This window comes from Hydrogenophaga sp., from assembly GCF_030651625.1.
Classification (GTDB): Bacteria; Pseudomonadota; Gammaproteobacteria; order Burkholderiales; family Burkholderiaceae_C; genus Hydrogenophaga.
Window position 1 is genome coordinate 135,406 of record NZ_JAUSCF010000022.1, and the last position, 15,826, is coordinate 151,231.

The 15,826-nt window shown below is 61.1% G+C and carries 12 protein-coding genes and 2 pseudogenes; 5 read left to right on the forward strand and 9 right to left on the reverse strand.

Annotation, left to right across the window (positions count from 1 at the left end; translation table 11 throughout):
- The first annotated feature begins 101 nt into the window (after window positions 1–101).
- From Q7V46_RS08565 to rsxB, 3 genes are all read left to right on the forward strand, one after another.
- Window positions 102–1,298, forward strand: coding sequence for an amino acid aminotransferase (locus tag Q7V46_RS08565; RefSeq protein WP_304913108.1), 1,197 nt, complete (start codon window positions 102–104; stop codon window positions 1,296–1,298).
- A 260-nt stretch (window positions 1,299–1,558) separates the two neighbouring features.
- On the forward strand, window positions 1,559–3,061 hold the full coding sequence (gene phaZ / locus Q7V46_RS08570) for a polyhydroxyalkanoate depolymerase (RefSeq protein WP_304913109.1): 1,503 nt from the start codon (window positions 1,559–1,561) through the stop codon (window positions 3,059–3,061).
- An 82-nt stretch (window positions 3,062–3,143) separates the two neighbouring features.
- The gene (gene rsxB, locus Q7V46_RS08575; RefSeq protein ID WP_304913110.1) at window positions 3,144–3,797 is read left to right on the forward strand and encodes an electron transport complex subunit RsxB; all 654 of its coding nucleotides are present in this window, start codon (window positions 3,144–3,146) and stop codon (window positions 3,795–3,797) included.
- Between the two features lie 24 nt (window positions 3,798–3,821).
- Here rsxB and Q7V46_RS08580 read toward each other — a convergent pair whose 3' ends face one another.
- Complete coding sequence (locus Q7V46_RS08580; RefSeq protein ID WP_304913111.1) at window positions 3,822–5,300, reverse strand: methyl-accepting chemotaxis protein; 1,479 nt, start codon at window positions 5,298–5,300, stop codon at window positions 3,822–3,824.
- Window positions 5,301–5,411: 111 nt separating this feature from the next.
- On the reverse strand, window positions 5,412–5,723 hold the full coding sequence (locus Q7V46_RS08585; protein WP_304913112.1) for a hypothetical protein: 312 nt from the start codon (window positions 5,721–5,723) through the stop codon (window positions 5,412–5,414).
- Window positions 5,724–6,039: 316 nt separating this feature from the next.
- On the opposite strand from Q7V46_RS08585, the gene Q7V46_RS08590 reads away from it, so the two are divergent.
- The gene (locus tag Q7V46_RS08590) at window positions 6,040–6,264 is read left to right on the forward strand and encodes a cupin domain-containing protein (protein ID WP_304913397.1); all 225 of its coding nucleotides are present in this window, start codon (window positions 6,040–6,042) and stop codon (window positions 6,262–6,264) included.
- Here the strand turns inward: Q7V46_RS08590 and Q7V46_RS08595 are convergent.
- The 7 genes and pseudogenes from Q7V46_RS08595 to scpA all read right to left on the reverse strand — a co-directional run bounded on the left by Q7V46_RS08595 (window position 6,246) and on the right by scpA (window position 14,992).
- On the reverse strand, window positions 6,246–6,743 hold the full coding sequence (locus Q7V46_RS08595; protein WP_370690308.1) for a VOC family protein: 498 nt from the start codon (window positions 6,741–6,743) through the stop codon (window positions 6,246–6,248). The genes Q7V46_RS08590 and Q7V46_RS08595 overlap by 19 nt on opposite strands.
- A 19-nt stretch (window positions 6,744–6,762) precedes the next feature.
- Window positions 6,763–7,350, reverse strand: a complete 588-nt coding sequence (locus Q7V46_RS08600) for a class I SAM-dependent methyltransferase (RefSeq protein WP_304913113.1) — start codon at window positions 7,348–7,350, stop codon at window positions 6,763–6,765.
- 90 nt (window positions 7,351–7,440) lie between these two features.
- The gene (locus Q7V46_RS08605; RefSeq protein WP_304913114.1) at window positions 7,441–9,489 is read right to left on the reverse strand and encodes an acetyl/propionyl/methylcrotonyl-CoA carboxylase subunit alpha; all 2,049 of its coding nucleotides are present in this window, start codon (window positions 9,487–9,489) and stop codon (window positions 7,441–7,443) included.
- A gap of 136 nt (window positions 9,490–9,625) precedes the next feature.
- On the reverse strand, window positions 9,626–11,158 hold the full coding sequence (locus tag Q7V46_RS08610) for an acyl-CoA carboxylase subunit beta (RefSeq protein ID WP_304913115.1): 1,533 nt from the start codon (window positions 11,156–11,158) through the stop codon (window positions 9,626–9,628).
- Between the two features lie 81 nt (window positions 11,159–11,239).
- Window positions 11,240–12,253: pseudogene (meaB, locus tag Q7V46_RS08615) on the reverse strand (methylmalonyl Co-A mutase-associated GTPase MeaB); the annotation flags it as partial.
- Window positions 12,254–12,508: 255 nt separating this feature from the next.
- Window positions 12,509–12,766: pseudogene (locus Q7V46_RS08620) on the reverse strand (GIY-YIG nuclease family protein); the annotation flags it as partial.
- A gap of 63 nt (window positions 12,767–12,829) precedes the next feature.
- On the reverse strand, window positions 12,830–14,992 hold the full coding sequence (scpA, locus tag Q7V46_RS08625) for a methylmalonyl-CoA mutase (protein WP_304913116.1): 2,163 nt from the start codon (window positions 14,990–14,992) through the stop codon (window positions 12,830–12,832).
- A 138-nt stretch (window positions 14,993–15,130) separates the two neighbouring features.
- Between scpA and Q7V46_RS08630 the strand changes: the two genes are divergently transcribed.
- Entirely contained in the window at window positions 15,131–15,766 is a 636-nt protein-coding gene (locus tag Q7V46_RS08630; RefSeq protein ID WP_304913117.1) for a GntR family transcriptional regulator, read from the forward strand.
- Window positions 15,767–15,826 lie beyond the last annotated feature (60 nt).

The following is a 15,826-nucleotide window of genomic DNA, read 5'->3' on the forward strand; positions in this document are numbered from 1 at the left end:
GCGATCTTACAGATGAAGAGAAGGCATGCAGTGGCCGGTGGTGAGCCACATCAGAGCCAGTAAAATTGAGCCTTCTTGTATCTCACCAACGGAACTTCAGCATGTCTCTTTTTTCAGCCGTCGAAATGGCGCCACGCGACCCCATCCTGGGGCTGAACGAACAGTTCGCCAGTGATGACAAACCCAACAAGGTCAACCTGGGTGTCGGTGTCTACTTTGACGACAACGGGAAGCTGCCTTTGCTCCAATGCGTGCAAGCGGCGGAAAAGGCCATGATGGAAAAGCCAGCCGCGCGTGGCTACTTGCCCATCGACGGCATTGCGGCCTATGACACAGCCGTCAAAAGCCTGGTGTTCGGTGCTGGCAGCGAACCAGTGGTTTCCGGTCGGGTGGCCACGGTGCAAGCCATTGGCGGTACGGGCGGCTTGAAGATCGGAGCCGATTTTCTGAAAAGACTGAACCCCGATGCCAAGGTGATGATCAGCGATCCCAGCTGGGAAAACCACCGCGCTCTGTTCGGCAATGCCGGGTTCACCGTCGAGACCTACGCCTATTACGACGCCGCCAAACGAGGAGTGAACTTTGACGGCATGTTGGCCAGCCTGAGCAATGCCGCGCCAGGAACCATCGTGGTCTTGCACGCCTGCTGCCACAACCCCACCGGCTACGACATCACGCCCGAGCAGTGGGATCAGGTGATCGCTGTGGTCAAGGCACGCGGCCTGACTCCGTTTCTGGACATGGCCTACCAGGGCTTCGGACACGGTATTGCCGAAGACGGCGCGGTGATCGGAAAATTCGTGGCCGCTGGGTTGAGCTTCTTCGTTTCGACCTCCTTTTCCAAGAGCTTCAGCCTCTATGGCGAGCGGGTGGGCGCCCTGTCTGTGCTCTGCGAGAACAAGGAAGAAGCTGCGCGGGTGTTGTCACAGCTCAAGATCGTGATTCGCACCAACTACTCCAACCCACCCATTCACGGTGGTGCGGTGGTAGCGGCGGTTCTCAACGATCCGGAACTGCGCGCCGTCTGGGAGAACGAACTGGCAGAGATGCGGGTGCGCATCAAGGCCATGCGCCAGAAACTGGTGGATGGCCTGAAGTCGGCGGGAGTGAAGCAGGACATGAGCTTCATCACCAGCCAGATCGGCATGTTCAGCTACTCCGGGCTCACCAAAGAGCAAATGGTGCGGCTCCGGACGGAGTTCGGTGTGTATGGCACCGACACAGGTCGCATGTGTGTGGCGGCCCTCAACAGCAAGAACATCGACCACGTCTGCCAAGCCATTGCCAAGGTGGTCTGACCCGAAGCCGGTCACTCTGAACTGGCGCAAAGGGGTCCGCGTGGCGATGCGGGCCCTTGCTCTTTTTTCAGGTCTCCTGTCCGCCGCCAGACACCAGCAAATCAGTTCAGGGATTCGACCAGCGGCTAACATTTCGCCTCCCGCTGCCCGAACCTTTCGCCAACGTGACAATACCCGGGTGAAATTAGGTGTTTTCACCTGCTCACGGAATGGAGCAAGCTGCTATATTGTTGCACTGCAACATAACGAGTTACACCACCATGCTTTACCAGATATACGAAACCCAGCGTTCCATCATGGAGCCGTTCGCTGACCTGGCCGAAGTCGCAGCCAAGCTCTACACCAATCCCATGCTGCCGTTGTCGCAGTTTCCGATTGCACAGCGTGTGTCGGCCGCCTACGACCTGATGCATCGGCTGGGCAAGGACTACGAAAAGCCGGAGTTTGGCATTCGCACGGTGGATGTGGACGGTGTCGACGTGGCCATCCACGAACGCATCGAGATCGACAAACCATTCTGTGAACTGCGCCGGTTCAAGCGCTTCTCGGACGACACAGACACCCTTGCCAAACTAAAAGGGCAGCCGGTCGTGCTGGTGGTGGCGCCCTTGTCGGGCCACTACGCCACGCTGCTGCGCGACACGGTCCGCACCATGCTCAAGGACCACAAGGTATACATCACCGACTGGAAAAACGCCCGTCTCGTGCCGCTGTCGGAAGGTGAGTTTCACCTGGATGATTACGTCAATTACGTGCAGGAGTTCATCCGCCACCTGCAAGGTGCCTATGGCAACTGCCACGTGATCAGCGTCTGCCAGCCCACGGTTCCCGTGCTGGCTGCGGTTTCGCTGATGGCCAGCAGGGGAGAAACCACCCCGTACTCCATGACCATGATGGGTGGCCCCATCGACGCCAGGCGCTCACCCACGGCCGTCAACAACCTGGCCGTCCAGCGCAGTCACAGCTGGTTCGAAAACAACGTGATCTACCGGGTGCCTGACAAATTTCCCGGTGCAGGTCGCCGGGTTTACCCCGGGTTCCTGCAGCACACCGGTTTCGTTGCCATGAACCCCGATCGCCATGCGACCAGCCATTACGACTATTTCAAGGATCTGATCAAGGGCGACAACTCCAGCGCCGAGAGTCATCGCAAGTTCTACGACGAGTACAACGCCGTGCTCGACATGGACGCCGACTATTACCTGGAAACCATCGACACGGTGTTCCAGGATTTCAAGCTGATCAATGGCACGTGGGATGTGAAGAACCCGAAAGGCAAGCTCGAGCGCGTGCGTCCGCAGGACATCACCACCACGGCCGTGCTGACTGTAGAAGGTGAGCTGGATGACATTTCGGGATCTGGACAGACCGAAGCCGCGCATGGCCTGTGCACGGGGGTGCCCAAGGCGCAGCACATGCACTACGAGGCCAAGGGCGCAGGCCACTACGGCATTTTCAGCGGTCGCCGGTGGCGCGACATGGTTTACCCGGTGATGAAGGCCTTCCTTCTGGCCCACCAACCCAAAGTGACCGAGGCTGAACCCTCAGGTACGGTCGCCGCTGCTGGGGTGAGACCAAAGCCGGCACCGCGCGCAAGCGCTCCAGCACAAGCGAAGTCACAGACCATCACCACGAAGTTGTCAGCGGTCAACGGCAAGGGAGCCACCCAGACGACGCCCGCCGCGAGCGATCGCGCGATCGTTCAGCGCCCTGCCAAGACGTCAGCGCCTGCGAAGCCACGCGCCCGCAAGCAGACCACCTGAGCCGGACTCTGAAATGGCGCTGAGCCAACGAGGCAGCCTTGAGAGCTGACGCGTAGGCTTCGAAGAGTCTGCTCGCTTGCCCATGAACGACCTGGCTCAGCGGCTCAATGCCGCACTGCCCCAGACCCAGTGCACACGGTGCGGCTACCCGGATTGCGCCAGTTACGCACAAGCCATCGCCGATGGGGACGCACGAATCAACCAGTGCCCGCCAGGCGGCGTTGAGGGCATAGCGAGGCTATCGGTCATCACGGGAAGCCCCGTCGAGCCACTGGACCCTTCCTGCGGCATCGAGGGTCCTGTGACGGTGGCGGTGATCGACGAAGACTGGTGCATCGGGTGCACCTTGTGTATCAAGGTTTGCCCGACCGATGCCATTCTGGGCAGCAACAAACGCATGCACACCGTGATCGAGCCGCACTGCACGGGTTGCGAGCTGTGCCTGCCTGTTTGTCCGGTGGACTGCATCACGCTGGAGGTCGTCGATCCCTCCGTGAGCGGCTGGCAGGCATGGACCACTGCACAGGCGGAACAGGCAAAGGAACGCTACCTTCTGCGCCAGCAGCGCCTGGAGCGGGAGAAAATGGAAAACGAGGCGCGGCTGGAAGCGAAAGCCCAACAGAAACTGGCAGACCTCCCGGCGCATTCGTTGCACACCGATCCGGCGACACTGGACAAGAAACGGGCCATCATCGAAGCCGCCCTGACCCGGGCGCGCGCCAGGCGCAACGAGTGAGCGCTGTGAGCGGCTCCTGGGGTATCAGGCTGCGCGAGCGGCCACGGTTTTGTACACACCGCAGCCCACGTAGAGGTCATCCACCTTGACCACGTAGGACATCTTTCCCTGGATGGCGCCAGTGACCGGGTTGGCAATGTCGTACTCCACCCAGCCGGGTTCCACTTCTGCCTGCGCCACGATGTTCTCCAGCAAGGCTTGGCCGTCCACACCTGCAATATCCTGAACCCGGCTGCCGACCTTTTCGGGCTTGCCACCGAAAGCCCGGTAGACGCCTTGACGGTCCAGCGCGAAGACGTACATGTCCCGATCGTGAAAACCTTTGGCAGGCTCGGTCAGCTCCCGCACAAAGGCATCGCGACCGCAGCGGTTGCGGTGCTCGATCGCCCGGTCCACCAGCACCATCGCCTCCTCGGCGGTGCCTTGTTGCAACATGAAAGAGGACACCGCCTTCGACAGATGGGCGGCCCGGTGTTCCAGCTGATTGGCCTGAACCACGGCCCGCTCGACCATCTGTGCGTTGCGCTGGGTGATCTGATCAAGTTGCGTCACGGCAGAAGATATTTCAGAGAGTCCGCTGCTCTGTTCGGCGCTGGAGGCAGAAATGAGCGACATGTTGGCCGCCACGCCGCGCACACCGTTGACAATCTCAGCAATGCTGCTGCCGGCGGTGCGGATCTGCGAAACGCTGGCGTCCACCTGCATGCGGGAAGTTTCAATCAACTGCCTGATTTCCTTTGAGGATGCGGCAGAACGCTGCGCCAGGGTACGCACTTCATTGGCCACCACTGCAAATCCCCTGCCCTGCTCACCCGCACGCGCCGCTTCCACAGCTGCATTCAAGGCCAGAATGTTGGTTTGAAATGCCAGGCTGTCGATCACACCGATGATTTCGTTCATCTGCTGAGCGCTTTTCTGAATCACTTCGACCGAACTCACAGCCCGGCCCATGGACTGGGCCCCCGACTCGGCCACATCGCGCACGCGCGCGGCTTGCTGGTCAGAATTACCCGCCGTTTCCGCATTCTGGTGAACGGTACTCGACAACTCGTGCACACTCGCGGCCGTCTGCTCCAGGTTGGCAGCTTGTTGTTCGGTGCGGTCTGCCAGGTCGCGATTGCCCATGGCCAGGCTCTTGCCTGCATGTGCCACCAGTGCCGAGTTTGATCGCACTTCGGCCACCATGGACGAAAGGTTGCCGATCATGCGGTCAAGCAGCCGGGTGAGCTCGGCCAGCTCATCGTTGCCGTTCGCCTTCAGGACCGTGCGCAGATTCCCCGATGCTGTCTGCTCCATGCTGGCCAGCACCTGCCTGAAATCACCCATGAAGCTGGCGTAGAAGCTCAGCATGAGATAACCAAGCAAGCCGATCCCCAAAACGGTGGTGATCGCTGTCCAGCGGGCAGCCGAGGGGGTGCCCGAGATGGCCCAGACCAGCAGAAGCGGAACGGCTGAAGTCACCACCAGCAACAAGAGCTTGCTGCGAAGGTGCAGTCGTCTCATCAGCCAGACACCTGGCGAAAGGGGGTGAATTCTTGACATGGGTTTCTCGCTCCTCTACGTATTGGTGTCTGTATCGACCGCCGGAACCGAATCTTGAGGCGCAGACATCGCTCAATGGGGGTCGGAGATACCCGACTGATAGGCTTCAAAATGTCGGAACAACTGCACCGCCATTGCGCGAAGAGTGTCATCGGCCATGTTGTGCGCGTGCGAGAGCTGTTCCAGTCCGTACCGGCGGTCGTTCTGCATCAGCACCTGGCTCACGCACATGCCCTGACTCGACATGCGCAGGCAGAAGGCTTTCAGAAGATCGGCCGGCCAGGCTTGTGCCGGAGCTGGCTGGCGGCACCTGGTCGACGCATCGACGACGCGATGCGCATGGAATGCGGAATCCATCGGCTGTGGCGATGAGACCTGGCGCATGGCGGGCTCCTGTGAACGGTAGGGCTGCAATCAGTGGTGCAGGTCTGGTGGAACGTGTTTGCTCAGTGCCTGAATCGTAGGACGCTTCGGCGCGGGCATAGGCTGGAACAGCGGGTGAAATACCGGGCAGCTCCCTGGTTTTTGTCCGCTTCGGCAAATTTTGCTGATGACCACCAACACCGCACGCCTGATCAAACGGGTCGCCCTGGCGAACACAGCGCCTGAGATCGACCGCCCTCGACCAGACCGGCTCACTCACGGCAATCCCCTGCGCGAAACCTGAAACAGGGAGGAGACAGACCTGCCAGAAGACAATATCTACAGCGAGGTGTGGCGATGCGAGTCAGCTCGCTGGAGCATTGCCATGGGTGCGTCGGAACGCGAGTTGTTCACCGTTCTGGCTGGGCGCTGCCGGGTGCACGACGCTCAGGGTGGGTACGAAGAGGTGGGCGCTGGCGAGGGGCTCTACTTTCCGTCGTGCTTTGCAGGTGAGTTCAAGGTGCTCGAGCACCTCACCAATACCTACATGATCACGGAGTGAGCTGCCAGTTTGGAGAAGGCCGCCACCACATCGGGCGGCGCCTGCACCAGCTCGATCAGCACACCTTCTCCTGCCACCGGAAAGGCTTCGTTGGCCTTGGGATGCAGGAAGCAGATATCAAACCCCGCAGCGCCCATGCGTATGCCACCGGGTGCGAAGCGAACACCTTGTGCGGTCAACCACTCCACTGCAGCGGGCAGGTCGTCGATCCACAAGCCCACGTGGTTGAGTGGCGTGGTGTGAACCGCTGGCTTTTTCTCGGGATCCAGTGGCTGCATCAGGTCGACCTCGACCTTGAACGGCCCGCTGCCGATGGCGCAGATGTCTTCATCCACGTTCTCACGCTCGCTCCGGAAGGTGCCGGTGACCTCCAAGCCCAGCATATCGACCCAGAGGGCCTTCAGGCGCTGTTTGTCAGGTCCGCCGATGGCGATCTGCTGGATACCCAGCACCTTGAATGGGCGTTGCATGTCTTGCATGGCGAAAGATGGGACGGTGTCAATGAACGATGCTGGCGCCGCGCGGCGTCTGCTCCAGCGACCAGACCGTGGCGGGGGGAAGGTTTGCCCAGATGGAGACCACCCTCCGCCAGCGCCAGCCATAGGGAATGTTGGCGAACGGACGCAGATGTGGAGCGGCGTAGGTGTACTGGATCAATTTCGATCCTGGCCGGTGGGTCATCAGGGACAGCATGGCAGAGACGCACTTCTGGACCTCCGCCTTGGGCATGGACAGCAACGGCAGGGACGACACCAGAGTCACAGGAGCCGACGCATCCAGAGGAAGCTGGTCCACACTGGATGCACAGCAGTTCAGCACCTCCAGCTCAGGGAAATGGGCGCTGAGCATTCGTGCGAATCCAGGGTCGCGCTCAATGACCAAAAATCTGTCGAGGCGATCCAGAGCAGGCATCAAAGCGCGTGTGATGGCGCCCGTACCAGCACCCACTTCAATCAACACCTGTGCGTCATTGCGGAGCACCTCGGCCAGAATGGCTTGTGCCAACGCGCGGGACGCGGGCGCAATGGCGCCCACATGGCGCGGGTTGCGCAAATACCCGAGTGCAAAAGCCAGTCGTTGCCTCATGCGGATTCCTTGCTTGTCGTCAAGCGGCAGAGCGTAGCCTAAATCCGGGGCAGCGCGCATCGTGTGTCAAATGCCGAGGTATCGAAATGCTCATTCAAATTCGACAATGGGCTGATCCACCACCAAAGACTCGCCCTTGCTTGCCAGCACCTTGCCCACGATGCCGTCGGCAGCGGCAAACAACACATTTTCCATTTTCATGGCTTCGATGACCGCCACCCGTTCACCTGCCTGCACCTTCTGGCCCGGTTGAACCGCCACATCCACCAGCAGGCCCGGCATGGGCGACAGCACATACCTGCTCATGTCGGCGGGCGCTTTGAACGGCATGAGCGCATGCAACTCCGCCATGCGGGGAGAGACCACCATGGTCTCCAACCGGGTACCGTTGTGCTGCACCACCAGGGCCAGTGGATTCTTTTTCGAACCTCGCTCCATTTGCGCGGTGAAGGCCTTGCCATTGCACTCACCGGTAATGACAACGTCGTTCAATCGTGAAGGCGATGAAATCTGGTACCGCTTGCCCGACACCAGCACTTGCGCAGCACCGGTTTCACCGACGACTTCGTCCACGTGCACAGGTGTGTAGCGGTGAGCACCGTCGGTCGCCAGACTGATCACGGTGTAGTCGTGGCCGACCTTCACCCCGTAACCTGGCAACTGCCCCGACAGACCAGCGGCGCGCTCACGCGACTTGCGCCGCACGAACGCGGCCAGAGCCACCAAAAAGTCCGGATCATCGTGCGGGACGTCCTCTGCCCTGAACCCCTGGGCGTAGTGCTCGGCAATGAAGCCGGTGTTGAAGTCCCCCGCCACAAATTTCGGATGAGCAAGCAACGCCGCCTGGAAGGGGATGTTGCTGCTGATGCCTCGAATGACAAAAGCATTCAACGCTTCGCGCATCTTGGCAATGGCGTCGTTCCGGTCGCTGCCATGCACGATGAGCTTGGCGATCATTGAATCGTAGAACATCGGGATTTCGCCACCGTCCTGCACGCCGGTGTCCACCCGCACGCCATAGAGGTTCGCGGTGTTTGCCTGATGCATGGTCTGCTGTGGCGGATTGAAACGCACCAGGCGACCCGTGCTGGGGAGGAAGTTGCGGAACGGGTCCTCGGCATTGATCCGGCATTCGATGGCCCAGCCATTGCGCTGCACCTGCGCCTGCGTCAGTGGCAGCTTTTCGCCAGCCGCCACGCGAATCATCAGTTCCACCAGATCCACCCCGGTGATGCATTCGGTGACCGGATGCTCCACCTGCAAGCGGGTGTTCATCTCCAGGAAGTAGAAGTCCTGATCCTTGCCGACCACAAATTCCACCGTACCGGCGCTCTGGTATTTCACGGCCTTGGCCAGTGCCACGGCCTGCTCGCCCATGGCCTTGCGGGTGGCTTCACTGATGAAGGGCGACGGCGCCTCTTCGATCACCTTCTGATGGCGACGCTGGATGGAGCACTCGCGCTCATTCAGATAGATCACATTGCCATGCGAATCGCCCAGCACCTGGATCTCGATGTGGCGCGGCTCCTGCACGAACTTCTCGATAAAGATGCGGTCGTCGCCGAAACTGTTGCGCGCTTCGTTCTGGCACGCGGTGAAGCCTTCGAGCGCTTCCTTGTCGTTGAAGGCCACACGCAGGCCCTTGCCACCACCGCCGGCACTGGCCTTGATCATGACGGGGTAGCCAATGTCCCGGGCGATCTCCACGGCGCGTTCAGCGCTCTCAATGGCGTCGTTCCAGCCCGGGATGGTGTTGACCTTGGCCTCATTGGCGAGCTTCTTGGAGGCGATCTTGTCGCCCATGGCCGCGATAGAGAAGTGGCGCGGACCGATGAAGGCAATGCCCTCGTCCTCACAGCGTTTGGCAAAGGCCTCGTTTTCTGACAGAAAGCCGTAGCCCGGGTGGATGGCCTGCGCTCCCGTGGCCTTGGCTGCGGCAATGATCTTGTCTGCGACCAGGTAAGACTCGCGCGAAGGCGCCGGGCCCAGCAGCACGGATTCGTCGGCCAGTTGCACGTGGCGCGCTTCCTTGTCGGCTTCGGAATACACCGCCACGGTGGCGATGCCCATCTTCTTGGCAGTGGCGATCACGCGGCAGGCGATTTCGCCACGGTTGGCAATCAGTATCTTGGTAAACATCATTTGTCCAGTCATTTCAATACCGTGTCATTTCCGGAGCGCAATTCCAGGCGTGCCGCGGAACCGGCTTTGCCGGGCCGCTGGCATGCCCCCTTGAGGGGGTGACTCGCGAAGCGCGGCGCGGGGGTGGGCCATCTCAAAGCGGTATGTTTCCGTGCTTGCGCCACGGGTTCTCGATCTTCTTGTCCTTGAGCATCACGAGCGATCGGCAAATGCGCTTGCGCGTGTTGTGCGGCATGATCACGTCGTCGATGTAGCCCCGGTTGGCGGCCACGAACGGGTTGGCGAAGCGGGCCTTGTATTCGGCTTCCTTCGCCGCGAGCTTTTCGGGGTCGCCCTTGTCCTCGCGGAAGATGATCTCCACCGCCCCCTTGGCGCCCATGACCGCGATCTCTGCATTGGGCCAAGCGAAGTTCACATCACCTCGCAGATGCTTGGAAGCCATCACGTCGTAGGCACCACCATAGGCCTTGCGGGTGATCACGGTGATCTTGGGCACGGTGCACTCGGCGTACGCATAAAGCAGTTTGGCGCCGTGCTTGATGATGCCGCCGTACTCCTGCGAGGTACCGGGCATGAAGCCTGGCACGTCCACGAAAGTGATCACTGGGATGTTGAAGGCGTCGCAGAAGCGCACGAAGCGCGCGGCTTTGATACTGCTCTTGATGTCCAGGCACCCGGCCAGCACCAGCGGCTGGTTGGCCACAATGCCCACGGTCTGGCCGTCCATGCGCGCGAAGCCGATGATGATGTTCTTCGCGTATTCGGGCTGCAACTCGAAGAAATCGCCATCGTCCACCGTCTTGACGATCAGTTCCTTCATGTCGTATGGCTTGTTCGGGTTATCGGGCACCAGCGTGTCCAGGCTCACCTCCACCCGGTCGATGGGGTCACCGCTGGGCCGCACCGGCGCCTTTTCTCGGTTGGAGAGTGGCAGGTAGTTGTAAAGCCGGCGCAGCATGAGCAGCGCTTCAACGTCGTTGTCGAACGCCAGGTCTGCCACGCCACTCTTGGTGGTATGCGTGATGGCACCGCCCAGTTCTTCTGCCGTCACTTCCTCGTGCGTCACGGTCTTCACCACCTCGGGGCCGGTCACAAACATGTACGACGAGTCCTTCACCATGAAAATGAAGTCGGTCATGGCAGGCGAATACACCGCACCGCCGGCCGACGGCCCCATGATCATGCTGATTTGCGGCACGACGCCGCTGGCCATCACATTGCGCTGAAACACTTCGGCGTACCCGCCCAGCGACGCCACACCCTCCTGGATGCGGGCGCCACCCGAGTCGTTGAGACCGATCACAGGGGCACCCACCTTCATGGCCTGATCCATGATCTTGCAGATTTTTTCAGCGTGGGCCTCGGACAAGGCGCCGCCAAACACGGTGAAGTCCTGGCTGAACACGAACACCAGACGGCCATTGATCATGCCGTAGCCGGTGACCACACCATCGCTGGGAATCTTGTTGTCCTGCATGCCGAAGTCGGTGCAGCGGTGTTCGACGAACATGTCCCATTCTTCAAAGCTGCCTTCGTCCAGCAGCACATCGAGACGCTCGCGCGCCGTGAGTTTGCCTTTGGCATGCTGCGCGTCGATGCGTTTCTGCCCGCCACCCAATCGGGCCCGGGCGCGCTTTTCTTCGAGTTGTTGAAGGATGTCTTGCATGGTGAGGGTCGCTCAAATCTCCGGTCGCCCTGAGCCTGTCGATGGGCGGAGTGGGGGTGGTTCAAGGGCTGTGACAGGCTCAGCCCGAACGGCGTCGGATTCGTAAACGGAAAGCAGTTGACGCGCTGCGGTGCTCGCTGGCAATGTACCCGCCAGCACCTGCTGCGTGGTGGCATCCAGCGCGGAACGCACAGCCGGGTGGGTGCGGAAGCGGTGCTTGAGTCCTGCGTCGATGCGCTCCCACATCCAGGCGCGGGCTTGTTGCTGGCGACGGGCAGCGAGCTGTCCGCCGGCACTCCTGAGTTGGCGAAATCGGGTCACTTCGCTCCAGAACGCTTCGACACCCTGGTTTTTCAATGCGCTGAGCTGGATCACTTGCGGGTGCCAGATGCGTTCGTCGTGGTGGGCATGCTCGGGGTGGCCCTGCAGCCCGAGCAGGCGCAGCGACGACGTGATCTGCGCACGGGCACGTGTTGCGGCGTCGGGATCGAGATCGGCCTTGTTGATGACCACCAGATCGGCAAGCTCCATCACACCCTTCTTGATCGCCTGCAGGTCGTCGCCCGCGTTGGGCAATTGCATGAGCACAAACATGTCGGTCATGCCACTCACCGCTGTTTCGCTCTGGCCCACTCCCACGGTCTCAACGATCACAATGTTGTAACCGGCGGCTTCACACACCAGCATGGCTTCGCGAGTCTTCTCAGCCACGCCACCCAAAGTGCCGCTGCTAGGGCTGGGTCGGATATAGGCCTGCTCATGAACCGAGAGCTTTTCCATGCGCGTCTTGTCGCCCAGGATGGATCCGCCCGAGACCGTGCTGGACGGATCGACGGTCAGCACCGCGACGCGGTGGCCTTGCTCTATCAGGTACAGGCCGAGCGCCTCGATGAAGGTGCTCTTGCCCACGCCCGGCACCCCGCTGATGCCCAGGCGAAAGGCATTGCCGGTGTGGGGCAGCAAGGCGGTGAGCAGCTCGTCTCCCTGCGCGCGGTGGTCAGCGCGGGTGGACTCCAGCAATGTGATGGCCTTGGCGATAGCACGGCGCTGGAGCATGGCCTGACCGCTGACGATCGCGTCGAGAATGGACGCCACCTTGTGGGTAAGCCCTTCGACAGGCGCAGGACGAACGGGAATGGTGGGTTCGCGAGGGAAAACTTTCCTTTCGGGCGGTGCGCTACCCCGGTTGAGCTGCGTTCCAATTCGTTCGGCCTGCGCTTCACTCCATTCGGACGGCACCACGCTCCGTTCGGGCTGAGCTGGCCGAAGCCCATCCAGGCCCTGATTCGAACGCGCCAACGCCTGAACCCGCTCCCAGTCGCCCGCAATCAACGCTTCTTTCTTGGCCCGCGACCATCCCTTGATCTGCTGCTCGAAAGCCAAGGCACCTTCACGCGACTCAAACTGGCCCTGCCATACCAGCTGGACTGGCTTGCGCGTCGCGGTGTACCCCTCGTTCGCGGTTTCGTGATGCGACAGGCGCGCCTCCAGTTCGTCGGTATGGCCGACGTAGTAGGTGCCATCGCGGCACAGCAACAGATAGACGTGGAAGGGTTTCACGCGGACTGTGTGGGTGAAGGCTTCGACAGGCTCAGCCCGAACGGACATTGGCTCAGCTCAAACAACATTTGACTCTGCGCGACCAAACAAACCTGTGTTCGAGGCGCATACTCAAGCTGCACGCAGCGCCTTCCTGATCTGCTCCAGCACATCCTTCGCACTGGCCGGAATCGGCGTGCCTGGGCCGTAGATGCCCTTCACGCCAGCCTCATACAGCATCTCATAGTCCTGGCGCGGTATCACACCACCCACGAACACGATGATGTCGTCAGCGCCCTGCTTCTTCAGCTCGGCAATGATGGCCGGCACCAGGGTCTTGTGGCCGGCGGCCAGCGTCGACACGCCCACCGCATGCACGTCGTTCTCGATGGCCTGGCGCGCGCATTCCTCGGGCGTCTGGAACAGCGGACCCATGTCGACGTCGAAACCGAGGTCGGCGAAGGCCGTGGCCACCACCTTGGCGCCGCGGTCGTGGCCGTCCTGGCCGAGTTTGCTGATCATCACGCGCGGTCGGCGGCCCTGCGCTTCAGCGAAGGCATTGATCTCGGTCTTGAGGGCGTCCCAGCCCTCGGCGGAATCGTAGGCAGCAGCGTACACACCGGTCACCTTTTGTGTATCGGCGCGGTGGCGCCCGTAGACTTTCTCCAGCGCGTCGCTCACCTCGCCCACCGTGGCGCGCAAACGGATCGCCTGTATCGACAGATCGAGCAGGTTGCCTTCGCCACTTTCGGCGGCGGCCGTGAGCGCTTCGAGCGCGGCCTGCACTTTGGCAGCATCGCGCCTGGCCTTGATCTGTTGCAGGCGGGCAATCTGCCCATCCCGCACCGCCACGTTGTCGATGTCGCGCGCCTCGATGGTGTCTTCGGTCTTGAGCTTGTATTTGTTGACACCAACGATCACGTCTTTGCCACTGTCGATGCGCGCCTGCTTCTCGGCGGCCGCAGCCTCGATCTTGAGCTTGGCCCAGCCGCTGTCCACGGCCCTGGTCATGCCGCCCATGGCCTGCACTTCTTCGATGATCTCCCAGGCCTTGTCGGCCATTTCCTGTGTGAGGCTTTCCATCATGTAGCTGCCCGCCCAGGGGTCTACCACGCTGGTGATGTGAGTCTCTTCCTGGATGATCAGCTGCGTGTTGCGCGCGATGCGGGCGCTGAACTCGGTGGGCAGTGCGATGGCTTCGTCAAAGCTGTTGGTGTGCAGGCTCTGCGTGCCGCCAAACACCGCAGCCATGGCTTCAATGGTGGTGCGCACGACGTTGTTGTAAGGGTCCTGCTCGGTCAGGCTCCATCCGGAGGTCTGGCAATGCGTGCGCAACATCAGGCTCTTGGGGTTCTTGGCGTTGAAGCCTTTCATGATGCGCGTCCACAGCAGCCGGGCTGCGCGCATTTTGGCAATCTCCAGATAGAAGTTCATGCCGATCGCCCAGAAGAAACTCAGCCGTCCGGCAAAGGCATCCACGTCCATGCCTTTGGCGATCGCCGTTTTCACGTACTCCTGCCCATCTGCCAGCGTGAAGGCCAGTTCCAGCGCCTGATTTGCGCCGGCTTCCTGCATGTGGTAGCCGCTGATGCTGATCGAGTTGAACTTCGGCATCTTCTGCGCCGTGTACTCGATGATGTCGCCGATGATCTTCATCGACGGCTCAGGCGGGTAGATGTAGGTGTTGCGAACCATGAACTCCTTGAGGATGTCGTTCTGTATGGTTCCGCTGAGCTGGTCTTGGGCCACGCCCTGCTCTTCGGCCGCCACCACATAGCCGGCCAGCACCGGCAGCACCGCACCGTTCATGGTCATGGAAACACTGACCTTGTCCAGCGGGATCTGGTCAAACAGGGCCTTCATGTCCTCCACCGAGTCAATGGCCACACCGGCCTTGCCGACGTCACCCGTCACACGCGGGTGGTCGCTGTCGTACCCGCGATGGGTGGCCAAGTCGAACGCCACCGACACGCCTTGTCCACCCGCTGCCAGCGCCTTGCGGTAGAAAGCGTTGGACTCTTCGGCGGTAGAGAAGCCTGCATACTGGCGGATCGTCCAGGGGCGCACCGCGTACATCGTGGCCTGCGGGCCGCGAAGGAAAGGCTCGAAGCCTGGCAAGGTATCGGTGTGCAGCAGGTGGGCCGTGTCCTGAGCGGTGTACAGCGGCTTGATTGTGATGCCATCAGGGGTCACCCAGTTCAGCGCCTGCAGGTCGCCCCCTGGGGCCGATTTGCGCGCCGCCTGCGTCCAGGCGTCCAGGTTGACGGGTGCGAATTCAGGGTGCTTGGAGGTCATGGTCGTGGCGTGAAAGGTATCAGGAAGGCCGTGGCAATGTCGGCACGGATTTTACATGATTCATAATTATTGATGCAGAATATTCCGACCGGCTTACAATCTGGTCCGTCACACGCACCAACAACCATCCACCTTTCCATGCCTGTCCAGTCACTTGCCCCCCGCGCACTGTATGAAGAAGTGGCGGAGCTCCTGCGTCAGCGCATTTTCAGCCGGGAGCTCGAACCTGGCAGCTGGATCGACGAACTCAAGCTCGCCGAAGCCTACGGTATCAGCCGCACGCCCTTGCGTGAAGCATTGAAGGTGCTGGCCGCCGAGGGCCTGGTGACCATGAAGGTGAGAAGAGGCGCCTACGTCACTGAAGTGTCCGAGAAAGACCTCAGTGATGTCTACCACCTGCTGTCGCTGCTCGAATCCGATGCGGCAGGCGTGGTCGCCACGAAGGCCACTGATGCCCAGCTGATCGAGTTGCAGGCATTGCATGACGAACTGGAGTCTGCCACAGCCGAGCGCGAGCGATTCTTTTCCGTCAATGAACGCTTCCACCTGAAGTTGCTGGAAATCGCCGACAACCGCTGGCGCCAGCAGATGGTGGGCGACCTGCGCAAGGTGATGAAACTCAACCGCCACCATTCGCTCTTCAAGGCAGGGCGCATCAGCGACTCGCTGGCTGAGCATCGGGCGGTCATGCAGGCACTGCGCACCCGCAACGGCGAACTGGCGATGGCCCGCATGCGTGAGCATTTTCAGAACGGCCTCGAAGCCGCAACCTGAAGCAGGGCAGACAGCACCCGGATCGCTCACTCGAATGTGGATCGACCTGCCGCGCCGGGG

What these genes read in the sequence shown, in the direction of transcription:
- Q7V46_RS08630 (WP_304913117.1), top strand. Translation starts at nt 15,131, where the DNA reads ATGCCTGTCCAGTCACTTGCCCCCCGCGCACTGTATGAAGAAGTGGCG.
- rsxB (WP_304913110.1), top strand. Translation starts at nt 3,144, where the DNA reads ATGAACGACCTGGCTCAGCGGCTCAATGCCGCACTGCCCCAGACCCAG.
- scpA (WP_304913116.1), bottom strand. Translation starts at nt 14,992, where the DNA reads ATGACCTCCAAGCACCCTGAATTCGCACCCGTCAACCTGGACGCCTGG.
- Q7V46_RS08610 (WP_304913115.1), bottom strand. Translation starts at nt 11,158, where the DNA reads ATGCAAGACATCCTTCAACAACTCGAAGAAAAGCGCGCCCGGGCCCGA.
- Q7V46_RS08600 (WP_304913113.1), bottom strand. Translation starts at nt 7,350, where the DNA reads ATGAGGCAACGACTGGCTTTTGCACTCGGGTATTTGCGCAACCCGCGC.
- Q7V46_RS08595 (WP_370690308.1), bottom strand. Translation starts at nt 6,743, where the DNA reads ATGCAAGACATGCAACGCCCATTCAAGGTGCTGGGTATCCAGCAGATC.
- Q7V46_RS08585 (WP_304913112.1), bottom strand. Translation starts at nt 5,723, where the DNA reads ATGCGCCAGGTCTCATCGCCACAGCCGATGGATTCCGCATTCCATGCG.
- phaZ (WP_304913109.1), top strand. Translation starts at nt 1,559, where the DNA reads ATGCTTTACCAGATATACGAAACCCAGCGTTCCATCATGGAGCCGTTC.
- Q7V46_RS08580 (WP_304913111.1), bottom strand. Translation starts at nt 5,300, where the DNA reads ATGAGACGACTGCACCTTCGCAGCAAGCTCTTGTTGCTGGTGGTGACT.
- Q7V46_RS08605 (WP_304913114.1), bottom strand. Translation starts at nt 9,489, where the DNA reads ATGTTTACCAAGATACTGATTGCCAACCGTGGCGAAATCGCCTGCCGC.
- Q7V46_RS08565 (WP_304913108.1), top strand. Translation starts at nt 102, where the DNA reads ATGTCTCTTTTTTCAGCCGTCGAAATGGCGCCACGCGACCCCATCCTG.